Genomic DNA, 15,378 nt, shown 5'->3' with positions numbered 1-15,378 from the left:
GGTCCGGAGGGGGCTGACCCCCTCCGGACCGGCGCGATGGATCAGATCAACCGGCGAGGCCGCTGGCGACCTCGTCAGCCGTCCAGTAGCCGGAGTCCACGAGGAGCGAGGTGATCGTGTCCTTGTAGACGATGTCCGACTCGAGCAGGTACGACGGGACGACCTTCACGCCGTTGTCGTAGGTCTCGGTGTCGTTCGCCTCGGGCTCGGCACCCATGAGGTACGCCTGGGCCACGACGATGGCCTGGGCAGCGAGCTTGCGGGTGTCCTTGAAGATCGACGCGAACTGCACGTCGTCGTTGATGAGCTTGACGGACTCGATCTCCGCGTCCTGACCGGTGACGATCGGCATGCCGTCGGCGATGGTCGGGCCGTAGCCGGCGTTGCCGAGCGCGGTCAGGATGCCGCGGGACAGGCCGTCGTACGGGGAGAGCACGCCCTGGACCTTGGAGCCGTCGTTGTAGGCCTGGGTGAGCAGGTCCTCCATGCGCTTCTGCGCCGTCTCCTGCTGCCACCGCAGGATGTTGACCTGCTCGATGGTGGTCTGGCCGGACTTGATGACCAGGGTGCCGTCGTCGATCTTCGGCTGCAGGATCGACATGGCGCCGTTGAAGAAGAAGAAGGCGTTGTTGTCGTCCAGCGAGCCGGCGAACAGCTCGACGTTGAACGGACCGGTGGCCGAGCCCTCGGAGCCGTCGGCGTTCATGACGCCCAGCCCGACGAGCAGCGAGGTGGCCTGCTGCACGCCGACCTTGAAGTTGTCGAACGTGACGTAGAAGTCGACGTTCTCGGAGTCACGGATCAGTCGGTCGTAGGCGACGACGGGGATGCCGGCTGCCTTCGCTGCGTCGAGCTGGCCGGAGAGCGTCGTGCCGTCGATCGCCGCGATGATCAGGGCCTTGGCGCCCTTGGTGATCATCTGGTCGACCTGCTGCTGCTGGGTGGGGATGTCGTCGTTGGCGAACTGGAGGTCGACCTCGTAGCCGGCTGCCTCGAGGCCCTCCTTCACCGCGTTGCCGTCGGCGATCCATCGGGACGACGTCTGCGTCGGCATGGCGACGCCGATCAGGCCTCCCTCGGCAGTGGTGCCGCCGTCGGTGGTGTCCGTGCCGGTGTCGGTGTCGGTCGACCCTGCACCGCTCCCGCCGCAGGCGGCGAGGCTCAGTGCCAGGGTCAGGCCCGCCGCGAGCGCGACGAACTTCTTGAGAACCATTTCTCCTCCTCGAGAAACTTCATCTTCCTGATGGGGGCCGTCGGGGTGTTCCTGACCGGCCCGGGCTCCTGACCGTGGTGCTCGGATCCGGTCAGGAAGTGTGGGGTGCTACTCGACCTGCACGACGTCGACGCCGCTGCTGCGCAACCGCTCGACCTCCGCCGCCGGGGCGGACGGTCCGGTGAGGACGGTGGAGATCTCCTCGATCCCGGCGACCTTCGCCAGGTGGACCTGGCCGAGCTTGGAGCCGTCGGCGACGACGACCGCCCGCTCGGCCGCGGCGATCATCCGCGCCTTGATCTCCGCCTCCGGCAGGTTGAGGTTGGTGACCCCGCCGTCCACGTCGACCCCGTTGCAGCCGAGGAAGGCGAGGTCGGCGTGCAACCTGCCCAGGACGAACGAGGCCCAGGGGTCGACGAGCGAGTGCTGGAGCCGGCGAAGGGTCCCGCCGAGGACGACGACGGTGATCCGCCCGAGGGCCTTCTCGAGCTCGAGCGCGACCATGAGCCCGTTGGTGACGACGGTGACGCCCTCGAGCTCGGTCCGCGCCACCAGGGCCCGGGCGATCGCCGTGGTCGTCGTCCCGACGTCGAGCAGGACGCTCATCCCGGGGGTGACCATCGCCGCGGCGCGCTCCCCGAGCCGGGCCTTCTCCTCTGCGAGGTGGCCGGAGGCGACCTCGAAGCTCGTCTCGACGAAGGACGGGGCGAGCGCCCCGCCGCGCACCCGGCGGACGCCGTGCTCGGCCTCCAGGACCGCGAGGTCCGTCCGGACCGTCACCTCGGAGGTGCCGAACAGGCCGGCGAGGTCGGCGACGCGCACGAACTCGCGTTCGGCGATCACCTGGAGCATGCGCTCGCGACGAACCGTCACGGGGAGCACCTCGACCTCTTCGTTGAGCACGTCCCTACTGTTGCGGACGTGCGGGGCTTGGTTCAACCTCTTGAACGCAACTTTTGATTGCGAAACCGTAACGACTCGTTGACGCCTCGAGACCCAGGGACGATTGTCCCGGGATCCCTCTCTCACCTGCGAAAACGCTCGCACGGACGTCACGTACGGCGGGTACGAGCCGTACGTGAGAGGTCGCGAACTCGGTCTTTTCCAACGGACTCCGAAAGGTCGGCACCCCTCTCACGGGTGCGACCTCGACGAACGGCGCTCGGAGCCGGGTGGGCTCAGAGCCCCTGCGCCATGCGGTAGTAGGTGTTGTTCCAGCGCACCTGGTCGCGGAACGAGGAGCGCGTCGTGCTCTCGTCGATCACCAGGAGCTCGGTCCGGGCGATCTCGGAGAAGATCTCGAACGCCGCGACCCCGACCTGCGTCGTCAGCACCGTGTGGTGCGCAGCACCCGCCGTCAGCCAGGACTCGGCAGAGGTCGCGAAGTCGGGACGCGGCTTCCAGACCGCCCGCGCGACCGGGAGGTGCGGGAGCTCGGCGGCGGGCGGGACCACGTCGACGACGTTGGCCGTCAGGCGGAAGCGGTCGCGCATGTCGGAGAGCGCCACGACCACCCCCGGGCCCGGATCGGTCGAGAAGACCATCCGCACCGGGTCCTCCTTGCCGCCGATGCCCAGCGGGTGGATCTCCACGCTGGGTCGGGAGGTGGTCAGCGAGGGGCAGACCTCGAGCATGTGCGCACCGAGGACCAGCTCCTGACCGGGGGTCATGTCGTAGGTGTAGTCCTCCATGATCGAGGCTCCGCCCGGCAGGCCCTGGCCCATGACCTTGGCCGCGCGGACCAGGACGGCCGTCTTCCAGTCGCCCTCGGGCCCGAAGCCGTACCCCTTGGCCATGAGCCGCTGCACGGCGAGCCCGGGGAGCTGACGCAGCGCCCCGAGGTCCTCGAAGGTCGTGGTGAACGCCGTGGCACCCCGATCGGTCAGGAAGCCCTCCAGGGCGATCTCCTGCTGGGCGACGTAGCGCAGCGACTCGTGCCGCTCTCCCCCTCGACGCAGCTCCGGGACGACGTCGTACAGGTCCTCGTACTCGGCGACCAGCGCGTCGACCTGCGGCCCCTGCGCGGAGTCGACCGCCTCGGCGAGCTCGTTCACGCCCCAGGTGTTGACCGAGACGCCGAAGCGGATCTCGGCCTCGGTCTTGTCCCCCTCGGTGACCGCGACGTAGCGCATGTTGTCGCCGAAGCGGACCAGCCGCAGCTCGTGGGTCGCGGCCCAGCCGGCAGCGCCGCGCACCCAGGTGCCCACGCGCGAGGTGACGGCCGGGTTGCTCACGTGGCCGACGACCGTCGTCCGGGCGATGCCCATCCGGCTCTGGATGTACCCGTGCTCGCGGTCGCCGTGCGCGGCCTGGTTGAGGTTCATGAAGTCGAAGTCGATGGTGTCCCACGGCAGCGCGATGTTCGCCTGCGTGTGCAGATGCAGCAACGGCTTGCGCAGCTGGTTGAGGCCGGCGATCCACATCTTCGACGGGCTGAACGTGTGCATCCAGGTGATGACGCCCAGCACCCGGTCGTCGGAGGAGGCGTCGATCATCGCTCGACGGATCGCCTCGGGGTCCTTGAGCACGGGCTTCCAGACGATGCGCACCGGGACGTCCGGCGACTCGTCGAGGGCGCGCGCCACCTGCTGGGACTGCTCGGCGACCTGACGCAGCGTCTCCTCGCCGTAGAGGGTCTGGCTCCCGGTGAGGAACCAGACCTCACGGTCGGCGTACGGCTTGGTCATGCTGACTCCTTCGTCACGGCACTCGTGCGGGGGATGCGGGGATGCTGCGGGGTGAGGTGGGCGAGGAGCCCGCGGGTCACTGCCCGTAGACGTTCTGGTAGCGCTCGTACAGCCGGTCGACATCGGCCTGGGGGATCCGCGTCGGCTCGCCGAGCTGGCTCGCGAGGTGCACAGCCTTGGCGACCTCCTCGACCATGACGGCGGCGGCCACCGCCTTGCGCGCCGAGGGCCCGATGGTGAACGGGCCGTGGTTGCGCATGAGGACGGCGGGGCTGCGCGAGCCGCGCAGGGTGTCCACCACCCCCTTGCCGATCGAGTCGTCGCCGATGAGCGCGAAGGGGCCGATCGGCACGTCGCCGCCGAACTCGTCGCCCATCATCGTCAGCACGCAGGGGATCGGCTCCGCGCGGGCCGCCCAGGCCGTCGCGTACGTCGAGTGCGTGTGCACGACGCCGTGGACCTCCGGCATGTTCCGGTAGACGTAGGCATGGGTCGAGGTGTCGGACGACGGCGAGTGCGCACCGTCCACGACGGTGCCGTCCAGGTCGCACACGACCATCGACTCAGGGGTGAGGTCGTCGTAGCTGAGACCCGACGGCTTGATCACCATGAGGTCGGCGCTCCTCAGCCGCTGCGAGACGTTGCCCGCCGTCCAGACGACCAGCCCCCACCGCGGGAGCTCGGCGTGCAGCGCGCACACCTCCGCGCGCAGGTCGGCGACCTCGTGCTGCACCTCCGCCGGGTAGTCGGCGAGCGTTCTCGGGATGCTCACGGTCGTTCCTCCTTCGTCGTCCGGCTGATCGCGCTGGTCGGTGCCTAGAGCGCCTGGGCGGCGGCGCGTTCGACCGCCAGGCCCGCCCGGTACCGCTCGAGGTAGACGCCGTATCCCTGGACGTCCTGGGGGTCGGGGTCGACGACGTCCGCCGCGGCGTCGCCGAAGATCTCCTGCGCGAGGAACGTGCCGAGGTCCTGCTCGGCGGCAGCGCCGAGGTAGGCGGCCAGGACGGCCATCCCCCACGGCCCGCCCTCGCTCGCCGTGCGCGCCACCCCCACGGGTGCTCCGACGGCGGCGGCGAGCAGCCGCTGCGCCACACCGGCCGTGCGGAACAGGCCGCCGTGCGCGAAGAGGGCATCGATCTCGACCCCCTCGCCGGCGAGGACCTGCATGCCGAGGCTCAGCGTGCCGAAGGCGCCGTACACCTGGGTCCTGATGAAGTTGGCAAGGGTCAGCCGGCTGTCCGGGGTGCGGACGACGAGCGGACGCCCCTCGTCGAGACCCGCGATCGGCTCCCCCGAGAGGTGGTTGTAGGAGAGCAGGCCGCCGCCGTCGGCCTCGCCGTCCAGCGCGGAGCGCAGCAGCGCACCGAAGACCTCGTCCGGATCGGCCGGCCTGCCCAGCGCCGCGGCGAACTCGCCGAAGACGCCGGCCCAGGCGCCGAGCTCGCTCGCACCGTTGTTGCAGTGCACCATCGCGACCAGGTCTCCGGCAGGGGTCGTGACGAGGTCGAGCTCGTGGTGCACGCCCGAGAGCGGCCGCTCCAGCACCACCATCGCGAAGATGCTCGTGCCGACCGAGACGTTGCCGGTGCGCGGCGCGACGGCGTTGGTCGCGACCATCCCGGTCCCGGCGTCACCCTCCGGGGGGCACAGGGGGATCCCCGGCTGCACGGTCCCCGAGGGGTCCAGCCATGCGGCGCCGTCCGCCGTCAGACGCCCGGCCTCCGTGCCCGCGACCAGGACCTCGGGGAGCAGCTCGGAGAGCCGCAGGCCCGGCCGACGCGTCGCCATCAGCTCGTCGAAGCGGCGGAGCAGCTCGGCGTCGTAGTCGTGGGTGGCGGGGTCGATCGGGAACATGCCGGAGGCGTCGCCCACCCCGAGCACGCGGCGGCCGGTGAGCCGCCAGTGCACGTAGCCGGACAGGGTGGTCAGGTGCGCGATCCGCTCGACATGCGGCTCGTCGTCGAGGACGGCCTGGTCGAGGTGCGCGATCGACCACCGCAGCGGGATGTTGTGGCCGAACAGCGTGCTGAGCTCGGCCGCCGCCGGACCCGTGCTCGTGTTGCGCCAGGTCCGGAAGGGCACCAGGAGCTCCCCGTCGGCGTCCAGCGCGAGGTAGCCGTGCATCATCGCCGAGACGCCGATCGCGCCGAAGCTCGCCGGCCGAACGCCGTAGCGCTCCTCGACCTCCGCCAGGAGCGCGGAGACGCAGGACTGCAGACCCTGCTCGACCTCCGCGAGCGAGTAGGTCCACACGCGGTCGACGAACCGGTTCTCCCAGCCGTGGCTCCCGCTCGCCAGGGGCGTCCCGTGCGGGTCGATGAGGCTGGCCTTGATGCGGGTGGAACCGAGCTCGATCCCGAGCACCGCCCGGCCGGCGGTGATGGTCTCTCGGGCGATGGCGAGACGGTCGTCCGTCGTCATCTCAGCTCCGTCTCGCGTCGTCGCGGCGTGGCCCGGGCCGGGCTCGCTCTAGATGTTAGCGCTCACATTCATGCTGTCAAGCCTCCGGGGTGCGGGGAGCCGCCGTGCTCGCCCGCACGATCAGCCGCGGGACGATCGTCTCGGCGGAGGCGGCCTCTCCGTCGATCGCCGTGCGCAGCACCGCGAGGCAGCGCTGCCCCAGCCCCTCGAAGTCCTGGTGGACCGTGGTCAGCGGCGGCACGAAGTGGTCGGAGCCGTCGACGGCGTCGAAGCCCACGACGGACACGTCCTGCGGGACCCGCACCCCGCGCTGCGCGAAGGCGTGCAGCAGTCCGAGCGCGAGCTGGTCGTTCGCCGCGAAGACCGCCGTCGGCAGCTCCCCGTCCGCGAGCGCCAGGCCCACCCGGAACCCCCGCTCGGCCGTCCAGTCGCCGTCGATCGGGGCCGGCACGGCGCGGCCTGCCCACTCGAGCTCGTCCCGCCAGCCGCGCAGGCGCTCCCGGGCGTCGATCCAGTCCATCGGCCCGGTGAGGTGGGCGATCGAGCGGTGCCCGAGATCGAGGAGGTGCCACACGGCGGTACAGGCCCCGGCGTACTGGTCGACCGCGACCGCCCGGAGGCGGCCGGACGGCACGTCCTGGGATCCCACGACCACCACGGGGATCCGCGCGTCCCAGGTGCGGACCGCGTCGAGGGCGTCGTCCTGGTTGGCGATGACGACGGCGCCGTCGACGCCCTGGTCCATGAAGTGGTCGAGGGCCGTGCGCACCTCGGCCGCGTCCCACTGCCGCACGGTGACCACCGAGACGAACAGCCCGCCGTCCCGCGCCGCTCGCTCGATGGCGAGGAGCGTGCTGATGGGGCCGAAGAGGGCGGAGCCCGAGGTCACCACGCCGATCGTGCCGGACCGACGGGTCACCAGGGTCCGTGCCGCGGAGTTGCGGCGGTAGCCCAGGGCCTCGACGGCGTCGAGCACTCGCGCCCGGGTCCCGGGACGCACGCTCGGGTGGTCGTTGAGCACCCGGGAGACCGTCTGGTGCGAGACCCCCGCGAGCGCGGCGACATCACTCATCGCCGGGGGCCTGGTGGCGTTCACCGCGCCCCGGTGTCCGGGGCGCCGAGCTCTCGCGAGCGGTCGCGGGCGGCCTCGGCCGCGGCGAGGATCCCCGCACGCACGCCGTGCGCGTCGAGCTCACGGACGCCGGCGACGGTCGTGCCACCCGGCGAGGACACCCGCTCGCGCAGCACCACCGGGTGCTCCCCCGAGGACTCCAGGAGTCCGGCGGCCCCCCGGAAGGTGGCCGTCGCCAGCGCGAGCGACTGGGCCCTGGTCAGGCCGAGCAGCACTCCCGCCTCGGCCAGCGCGTCCACGAGGTAGAAGACATAGGCGGGGCCGGACCCGGAGATCGCGGTGACGGCGTCCATGAGCGGCTCGGCGACGCGGACGACGAGCCCGGTGGCCGCCAGGAGCCGCTCGACCAGGGCCAGGTGCTCCTCCGTCGCGCGGTCGCCGGCGCAGATCGCCGCGGCGCCCTCGCCGATCACGGCCGGGGTGTTCGGCATGACCCGGACGACCGGGGTGCCGTCCGGCAGGTGCGCCGCGAGCGCCGCGGTGGTCAGGCCGGCCGCCACGCTCACCACCAGGGTGCCGGGACGCAGCGCCGGTGCGATCTCGTCGAGCACGGCCGGCACGTCGTGCGGCTTGAGCGCGACGACGACGATCTCGACCCGCCCGGCGAGCTGGACCGGCGTGTGGTCGACGCGGACACCGTGCTCCGCGGCGATCTCCGTGGCACGCAGCGCGTAGCGCTCGCTCACCTCGACCTGGTCGGTGTCCCAGCCGCCCCGCAGGACGGCGGCCAGGATCGCCTCCCCCATCACCCCTCCGCCGAGGATCCCGACGCGAGGGGAGCCCGTCGCCGAGGCGCTCACAGCGGGAAGGCCGCGTAGAGGTCGTGCAGCTCGTCCGCCGGACCGGAGAGCTGAAGGACGACCGTGTCGTTCGACCAGGTCAGCACCCCGTCACCGTCGGCGGAGGTCTCCATCGTGTAGGTCCCGACGACGACCCCGTCGACGGTCACGTCCCCGCTCTCCGCGTCGGGAGTGCCGTCGGACGACGCCCCGTCCGACGGTTCGGGGCTCGCCGTGCCGGCCTCATCCTCGACCGAGGAGCCGCTCAGGGCGGCGCGGGCGGTCTCCGCCTGCTCGGCGCTCTCCCACTGCCCGGCGAGCAGGGCGACCGTCGCCGACCCGTCGGTGTACTCGAGCAGGTATCCCTCGAGGGCACCGGCGGTCACGAGCTCCGTCGCGTCAGCCGAGTCGGCCAGGACGAAGTCGAGCACCGTCGAGGGCAGAGCCTCGTAGAACGCCGAGCCTTCCGCGCGGGCGATCGGGTCGATCGTCGGGGTGGGCACCGGCAGCGTGACGACCTCGGCCTCCGGCACGGGCCCGCCACCCCGGTTGCTCATCATCAGGGCGGAGGTTCCCGCCAGGCCGACGAGCAGGACCCCGACGGCGATGAACACCCAGACGGGGACCCGTCGCCTCGACGCGCGCCTCGGGCGCACACCGGCCGGCCGGGCGCCCGTGGGCGGTGTGCCCGTACCGGTCGGCGGCTCCTCGGGCGCGCCGGCCGTCGCGCTCCCCGCCACCAGGCCGCTCTCCTCTGTGCTCTGCTGCATCGCCGTTCGCCCTCCCCGTCGTCCGGGTCAGCCTAGGGCCTGCCCCTGGCCGGGCCGCGAAGGCTGCCAGGAGCGGGACTGTCGGCGGCCGCCGCTAGCCTGCGGCGGTGACCTCGACGACCAGGAGCACCGGCTCCCGCACCGCCCGGACCGCCCGCCCGGCCAAGCCCGCGTGGGCCTGCTCGGAGTGCGGGTGGACCACGGCGAAGTGGGCCGGCCGGTGCGGCGAGTGCCAGGCCTGGGGGTCCGTCGTCGAGGAGGCCGCCCCCGCGGGCCCCCGGACGACGGCGACGAGCCCGCTGCGGTCACCGGCCCGGCCGATCGGCGAGATCGACGTCGACTCGGCCCGGGCCCGGCCCACAGGGGTCGGCGAGCTGGACAGGGTCCTGGGCGGCGGGCTCGTGCCCGGGGCGGTCGTGCTGCTCGCCGGAGAGCCGGGGGTGGGCAAGTCCACGCTCCTGCTCGACGTCGCGGGACGGCTCGGGCGCGAGCCCGGAGCGCGCGTCCTGTACGTGACGGGGGAGGAGTCCGCCGGCCAGGTGCGGCTGCGCGCGGAACGCATCGGTGCCGTGGCCCCCGGTCTGCTGCTCGCGGCCGAGACCGACCTGGGCACGGTCCTCGGCCACATCGAGGCGGTGGAGCCCACCCTGCTCGTCGTGGACTCCGTGCAGACCGTCGCCTCGACGCAGGTCGACGGCGCCCCCGGAGGGGTGTCCCAGGTCCGGGAGGTCGCAGCGGCACTGATCGCGGCGGCGAAGGAACGCGGTATCCCCGCGCTGCTGGTCGGGCACGTCACCAAGGACGGGACGGTCGCGGGACCGCGGACCCTCGAGCACCTCGTCGACGTCGTGTGCCAGTTCGAGGGCGACGCGCACACCCGCCTCCGCATGGTGCGCGCCACCAAGAACCGCTACGGCCCGACGGACGAGGTCGGCTGCTTCGACCTCACCGAGGAGGGCATCGTCGAGCTGCCCGACCCGAGCGGGCTCTTCCTCTCCCGCACGAGCCACCCCGTGGCCGGCACCTGCGTCACCGTGACTCTCGAGGGGCGCCGCCCGATGGCCGTCGAGGTCCAGGCGCTCGTCGTGCCGAGCCTGCTGTCCAACCCGCGGCGCACCACGAGCGGCGTCGACGCCTCACGGCTCGCCATGGTCCTGGCCGTCCTCCAGCGCCGCGCGGGGGCGCCCCTCGGGGACCGGGACATCTACGTCTCCACCGTGGGCGGCGCCCGGATCGCCACCCCCGCCTCCGACCTCGGCATCGCCCTCGCGGTCGCCAGCGCCACGGCCGACGTCCCCGTCGGCGAGGACCTGGTCGCGATCGGCGAGGTCGGTCTCGCCGGGGAGATCCGCGCCGTCGCGGGGATCGGCAGGCGTCTGGCCGAGGCCCGCAGACTCGGCTTCACCCGCGCCGTGGTCCCGGCAGGCTCCACCGCGGGCACGGACCTGCCCGACGGCATGAGGGTGGTCGAGGCCGCTCATCTCGCCCAGGCCGTCGAGGTCGCGCGTCGTCAGGGTGAACACGCTGGTCAACGGTAGGATCTGAGCCGTGGCCCCTGACCGATCGGCAGACGATCTCCTCCGCACGACCCTCGCGGCCGTCGCCCCCGGGACCGAGCTGCGCGACGGCCTCGAGCGGATCCTTCGCGGACGCACCGGGGCGCTCATCGTCCTCGGCTTCGACAAGACCATCGAGTCGATGTCCTCCGGCGGTTTCGTCCTGGACGTCGAGTTCTCCTCGACCCGGCTGCGCGAGCTCGCGAAGATGGACGGAGCCGTCGTCGTCGACCGCGCCGCGAGCCGGATCCTGCGGGCGGCGGTCCAGCTCCTGCCGGACCCGACGATCAGCACCACCGAGTCCGGGACCCGCCACCGCACGGCCGAGCGGGTGGCCAAGCAGTCCGGGTTCCCGGTGGTGTCGGTGAGCCAGTCCATGCAGATCATCGCCCTGTACGTCGGGGGCTCGCGCTACGTGCTCGAGGGCTCGGACGTCATCCAGTCCCGCGCGAATCAGGCCCTGGCGACCCTCGAGCGCTACAAGGCGCGGCTCGACGAGGTCAGCGGGACCCTCTCGGCGCTGGAGATCGAGGACCTCGTCACGGTGCGCGACGTCGCCGCCGTCGTGCAGCGGCTGGAGATGGTCCGGCGGATCTCCGAGGAGATCGCCGGCTACGTCGTCGAGCTCGGCACCGACGGGCGACTCATGTCGCTCCAGCTCGACGAGCTGGTGGGCGGGGTCGGCGCGGACCGCCTTCTCGTCATCCGCGACTACGCCGACATGTCGCACCCCGATCGGCTCGCCGAGACGCACACGGCGCTGGCGGCGATGGACGCGAACGAGCTCCTCGACCTCGCGCACATCGCACGACTGCTCGGGCTGAGCCTGCACGACGACTCGATCGACGGAGCGGTCGCTCCGCGCGGGTTCCGGCTGCTGTCGAAGGTCCCCCGGCTCCCGTGGACGATCGTCGACCGACTCGTCCACCAGTTCGGCGGCCTGCAGAAGCTGCTCGCGGCCGGTGTGGACGAGCTGATGACCGTCGAGGGCGTCGGCGAGCAGCGCGCACGCTCCGTGCGCGAAGGGCTCTCCCGTCTCGCCGAGACCTCGATCCTGGAGCGCTACGTCTGAGCCGAGCGGCTCACTCGAGGGTGAAGACCACCTCGGGGAGGGTCACCCCGAGCACGGTCGCGGTGGCCCGGTAGGTGCCCGGACGCGGCTCGGGAAGGCCCTCGGGGCATCCCTCGGCAGATCGTGAGCGATCCCAGCTGACGGTCGCCGGCGCGCTCGCCCCCGTGGCGAGCAGCAGCAGGTCCTCGGAGCCCTCGGCCTGGCAGTCGGCACTCGACCAGACCCTGTCGCTCCCCGAGGTGATCGTCACCTCCCGCTGGGCTCCCGAGGGGTCGAAGGTGCAGCTCGACGCCCCGGCGTTGACGACGCCGACGGTGAACTCGGGGTTCGTCCCTGCCGGGTAGCTCTGCGCGGTCGCGGTGACGCTCATCTCGAGGTCGCTCGGTTGGCAGGGGGCAGGACCGGACGCCGCCGCCGTCTCGCTCGGGCTCGGCTCCGCCGCCGCCGCCGCTCCGTCGTCGGTACCGCCGACGAGCCGCAGCACGAGCAGGACCAGTGTCCACAGGACGGCGATCACGGCAAGAAGGGCGATCGCGGCGACGATCCGACGCACCCAGTAGACGCGGGGCGGACGCGGACCGACGGGATGAACCACGTTGCTCATCGACGACACCTCCCTCGACCACGCTACGACGGGCCTCGCCTCCGGCCCCCGTGACGCGCCGCAGGCACCCGTCGGGCATCATCGACGCGTGCTGCACCCGCTCGTCCCACCGGTGACCGACTGGTTCTCGGTCGCGGGCCGCCCGCTGCCCTGGCGGGCGGCCGGGTGCAGCCCCTGGGGCGTGCTGGTCAGCGAGGTCATGCTCCAGCAGACCCCGGTGGCTCGCGTCGAGCCGCGGTGGCGCGCGTGGCAGGAACGCTGGCCGCTGCCCGCGGACCTGGCGAGCGCGAGCCCTGCCGACGTGCTGCGCGCCTGGGGCGGACTCGGGTACCCGCGGCGAGCCCTGCGGCTCCAGGAGTGCGCCGTCGTCCTCGTGCGGGAGCACGACGGCGCGGTCCCCGCGGACGAGGAGGCACTCCTGGGCCTGCCGGGAGTCGGCACCTACACCGCGGCGGCCGTGCTCGCCTTCGCGTTCGGGCGCCGGTCGGTGGTCCTGGACACGAACGTGCGCCGCGTCCTGGCGCGCGCTCTGGACGGCATCGCCCGTCCGCCCGCGCATCTGGGCGCCGCCGAGCTGCGGCGCGCGGGGGCCGTGGTGCCCGACGACGACGCGCAGGCCGCCGAGTGGAACGCCGGCGTGATGGAGCTCGGCGCCCTCGTGTGCACGGCACGTGCCCCGCGGTGCGCCGAGTGCCCCCTGGCGGACCGCTGCGCCTGGCTGGCCGCCGGTTCCCCGCCCGACGCGCATTCCTCCTCGCGGCGACGGCAGGCATGGGCCGGGACCGACCGGCAGGCGCGGGGACGGGTGATGGCACTGCTGCGCGAGGCCGCCGGGGACGTGAGCGCCGAGGCCGTCGCCGCCGCCTGGCCGGACGAGGAGCAGCGTCGTCGAGTGCTCGCGGGACTCGTCGCGGACGGGCTCGCCGAGACCACGCACGGGCCGGGGACCGCGACCGACGAGGCCGTGCGTGCGCCCGCCGCGGGGGTCGTCGGCTACCGGCTCCCGGCGGTGCGGTCGACGGCCGGAGGCGCGAGCGCATCGCGCCCGTCGAGCACCGAGGCCGACCCGTGACCGTCCCCGACGGCCCCAGACCGAGCGCCGACCGGGACGAGTCGTCATCCTGGCTCGACGCGCTCCCGCACCTGGTCGAGGAGCTCCTCGCGGAGTGGGAGCTCACCGTCGACGGCCCCCCTGCGCACGGGCGCCGCGCACTCGTGCTCCCGGTCAGCACGGGTGACGGCACCCCGGCAGCCCTCAAGCTCAGCCGGCCGCACCACGAGTCGAGGTACGAGCACCTCGCCCTGCAGCACTGGCACGGTCAGGGCTCCGTCCTCCTCCTGCGCGCCGACCCGCGCCGCTGGGCCCTGCTGCTCGAGCGCGCGCAGCAGCGCGACCTGCGCTCGCTCGACGACGTCGAGGCGTGCACCGTCGTCGGCGGCCTGCTCGCCCGGCTGCACCGCCCCGCGCCACCGCAGCTCGCGCTCCTCTCGGTGGCTGCGGCGGACTGGTCGGCCCGGCTCTCCGGCCTCCCCCGCTCGGCGCCCCTCCCGCGCCGACTGGTGGAGCAGTCGTCAGGGCTGTGCCGCGACCTCGCCTCGGACCCCGCCACCGACGGCACCCTGATCCATACCGATGCCCACCACGAGAACGTCCTGGCCGCCGAGCGCGAGCCGTGGCTCGTCATCGGCCCGAAGCCGCTCTCCGGGGACCCGCACTTCGAACCGGCTCCCCTCCTCTCGCACAGGTGGGACGAGCTCGTGGCCGCGTCCGACCTGCGCTGGGCCGTGCGCCGACGCCTCGACGCCGTCGTCGACGCGCTCGGGCTCGACCCCGATCGCGCGCGGGACTGGGTCGTCGTCCGGGAGACGGTCCACGCGCTGTGGTCGATCGAGGCCGCGAGGGACGCGGGCCGCGCGCTCACCCCGGCGGACCGGGAGCGGATCACCCGCGCCGTCACGATCGCCAAGGCCGTCCAGGACTGAGCCTCCGGGCCCGCGGCGCCACCCCTCGAGGGGCGCGCGTCTCACGAACGAGGGGGGAAACGGCTCACGATGAGGTCGGCCCTCTCGACACCGCAGGTCAGCAGCAGGATGCTGCCCGCATGCGAGCCTTCACGATCCCGAGCAGCCCTGACCAGGACTCCGACAGCTCCGGAGTGACCCTCGACCTGCTCCCCGGCGCCATGGGCGCCTCGAACGTCAACGTCACGCACATCGCTGCCGGCGGCACCCTCGGGACGCACGCCCCGCATCATCGACAGGTCTTCGCCGTCGTCTCCGGACGCGGCCGGATCCAGCTCGTCGGCGGGGAGTCGTACGAGATCGAGGCCGGCATGCTCGTGCTCTGGGAGGCCGGGGAGGTGCACCAGACCTGGGCGACGACCGAGATGACCGTCGTCGTGATGGAGAACCTCGGCGTGCTCGACTTCGCCGGACGGTTCCCGGAGATCGATCTCGGCGCGACGGTCGGGGTCGCGGACGGCTGAGTCCGCCCGGAACCGCAGCAGTCACCGCCGCGTCCCGCCTGCTCGCCCCGCGACGACTCAGACCGTCGGCAGGTCGTCCAGATCGGCCAGCATGCGCGTGTTCCCGAGCGTGTTGGGCTTCACGCGGGCGAGGTCGAGGAACTCCGCGACGCCGTCGTCGTGCGAGCGCAGCAGCTCGGCGTAGACCTCCTGGGTGACCGGGGTCCCCGCGATCGGCCGGAAGCCGTGCGCCGAGAAGAACGGGACCTCGAAGGTCAGGCAGAAGACCCGCCGCAGCTGCATCCTCCTCGCGCGGTCGAGCAGGTCGCCCAGCAGCTCCCCGCCGACACCGCGCCCACGCCACGCCGGGTGCACGGCCAGCGTGCGGACCTCGGCGAGGTCCGACCACATCACGTGCAGGGCGCCGCAGCCGACCAGGGTCCCGCTCGCATCCACCGCGACCACGAACTCCTGGACCGCCTCGTAGTAGCCCACCAGCTCCTTGGCCAGCAGGATGCGCGTCGCGGCGTAGGGGGCGACGAGGTCGCGGATCTCCCGGACGTCACGCGGGAGCGCGGGGCGCAGGGTGAACTGCTGAGGCGGACCCGTGGGGCCGGCGCCGTGGTGCGGGGTCGTCACGCGCTCACGGTACCGGCCCGGCCACCAGCGCTTCGGCCGT

General features: G+C 72.9%; 15 protein-coding genes. 5 read left to right on the top strand and 10 right to left on the bottom strand.

Annotated features, from left to right (window positions below; all coding sequences use genetic code 11):
* Positions 1-46: 46 nt before the first annotated feature.
* From chvE to ABWK99_RS05530, 8 genes are all read right to left on the bottom strand, one after another.
* Positions 47-1,213, bottom strand: a complete 1,167-nt coding sequence (gene chvE / locus ABWK99_RS05565) for a multiple monosaccharide ABC transporter substrate-binding protein (protein WP_372593707.1) — start codon at positions 1,211-1,213, stop codon at positions 47-49.
* 108 nt (positions 1,214-1,321) lie between these two features.
* The gene (locus ABWK99_RS05560; protein WP_372593706.1) at positions 1,322-2,116 is read right to left on the bottom strand and encodes a DeoR/GlpR family DNA-binding transcription regulator; all 795 of its coding nucleotides are present in this window, start codon (positions 2,114-2,116) and stop codon (positions 1,322-1,324) included.
* 275 nt (positions 2,117-2,391) lie between these two features.
* On the bottom strand, positions 2,392-3,900 hold the full coding sequence (gene araA, locus ABWK99_RS05555) for an L-arabinose isomerase (protein WP_372593705.1): 1,509 nt from the start codon (positions 3,898-3,900) through the stop codon (positions 2,392-2,394).
* 76 nt (positions 3,901-3,976) lie between these two features.
* Positions 3,977-4,666, bottom strand: coding sequence for an L-ribulose-5-phosphate 4-epimerase (locus tag ABWK99_RS05550; RefSeq protein ID WP_372593709.1), 690 nt, complete (start codon positions 4,664-4,666; stop codon positions 3,977-3,979).
* Between the two features lie 50 nt (positions 4,667-4,716).
* Positions 4,717-6,321 (bottom strand): xylulokinase, encoded by a 1,605-nt coding sequence (locus tag ABWK99_RS05545; RefSeq protein WP_372593704.1) that lies wholly within the window; start codon positions 6,319-6,321, stop codon positions 4,717-4,719.
* A 76-nt stretch (positions 6,322-6,397) separates the two neighbouring features.
* The gene (locus tag ABWK99_RS05540) at positions 6,398-7,393 is read right to left on the bottom strand and encodes a LacI family DNA-binding transcriptional regulator (protein WP_372593703.1); all 996 of its coding nucleotides are present in this window, start codon (positions 7,391-7,393) and stop codon (positions 6,398-6,400) included.
* A 20-nt stretch (positions 7,394-7,413) separates the two neighbouring features.
* Positions 7,414-8,253, bottom strand: coding sequence for a pyrroline-5-carboxylate reductase (gene proC, locus ABWK99_RS05535; protein ID WP_372593702.1), 840 nt, complete (start codon positions 8,251-8,253; stop codon positions 7,414-7,416).
* Positions 8,250-9,002 (bottom strand): hypothetical protein, encoded by a 753-nt coding sequence (locus ABWK99_RS05530; RefSeq protein ID WP_372593701.1) that lies wholly within the window; start codon positions 9,000-9,002, stop codon positions 8,250-8,252. Before ABWK99_RS05530 ends, proC begins: the two co-directional genes overlap by 4 nt.
* A 107-nt stretch (positions 9,003-9,109) precedes the next feature.
* Here ABWK99_RS05530 and radA point away from each other — a divergent pair, with 107 nt between their 5' ends.
* Both radA and disA read left to right on the top strand, forming a co-directional pair.
* Positions 9,110-10,540: a DNA repair protein RadA gene (gene radA / locus ABWK99_RS05525; protein WP_372593700.1), complete on the top strand. Its 1,431-nt coding sequence runs from the start codon at positions 9,110-9,112 to the stop codon at positions 10,538-10,540.
* A gap of 10 nt (positions 10,541-10,550) precedes the next feature.
* A complete protein-coding gene (disA, locus tag ABWK99_RS05520) occupies positions 10,551-11,630 on the top strand; it encodes a DNA integrity scanning diadenylate cyclase DisA (protein WP_372593699.1) in 1,080 nt (359 codons plus the stop codon).
* A gap of 10 nt (positions 11,631-11,640) precedes the next feature.
* On the opposite strand, the gene ABWK99_RS05515 is transcribed toward disA, so the two are convergent.
* A complete protein-coding gene (locus ABWK99_RS05515; protein ID WP_372593698.1) occupies positions 11,641-12,234 on the bottom strand; it encodes a hypothetical protein in 594 nt (197 codons plus the stop codon).
* Positions 12,235-12,322: 88 nt separating this feature from the next.
* On the opposite strand from ABWK99_RS05515, the gene ABWK99_RS05510 reads away from it, so the two are divergent.
* The 3 genes from ABWK99_RS05510 (at position 12,323) to ABWK99_RS05500 (ending at position 14,720) form a co-directional block, all read left to right on the top strand.
* Positions 12,323-13,306, top strand: coding sequence for an A/G-specific adenine glycosylase (locus ABWK99_RS05510; RefSeq protein WP_372593697.1), 984 nt, complete (start codon positions 12,323-12,325; stop codon positions 13,304-13,306).
* Positions 13,303-14,217, top strand: a complete 915-nt coding sequence (locus ABWK99_RS05505) for an aminoglycoside phosphotransferase family protein (protein ID WP_372593696.1) — start codon at positions 13,303-13,305, stop codon at positions 14,215-14,217. Before ABWK99_RS05510 ends, ABWK99_RS05505 begins: the two co-directional genes overlap by 4 nt.
* 119 nt (positions 14,218-14,336) lie before the next feature.
* Entirely contained in the window at positions 14,337-14,720 is a 384-nt protein-coding gene (locus ABWK99_RS05500) for a cupin domain-containing protein (protein WP_372593695.1), read from the top strand.
* Positions 14,721-14,777: 57 nt separating this feature from the next.
* On the opposite strand, the gene ABWK99_RS05495 is transcribed toward ABWK99_RS05500, so the two are convergent.
* On the bottom strand, positions 14,778-15,338 hold the full coding sequence (locus ABWK99_RS05495; RefSeq protein WP_372593708.1) for an amino-acid N-acetyltransferase: 561 nt from the start codon (positions 15,336-15,338) through the stop codon (positions 14,778-14,780).
* Positions 15,339-15,378 lie beyond the last annotated feature (40 nt).

Origin of the sequence: Actinotalea sp., assembly GCF_041597215.1 — a bacterium.
Taxonomy (GTDB): domain Bacteria; phylum Actinomycetota; class Actinomycetes; order Actinomycetales; family Cellulomonadaceae; genus Actinotalea.
Note: the sequence above shows the minus strand (reverse complement) of the source record. Positions and strands in the feature narration are given on the sequence as shown.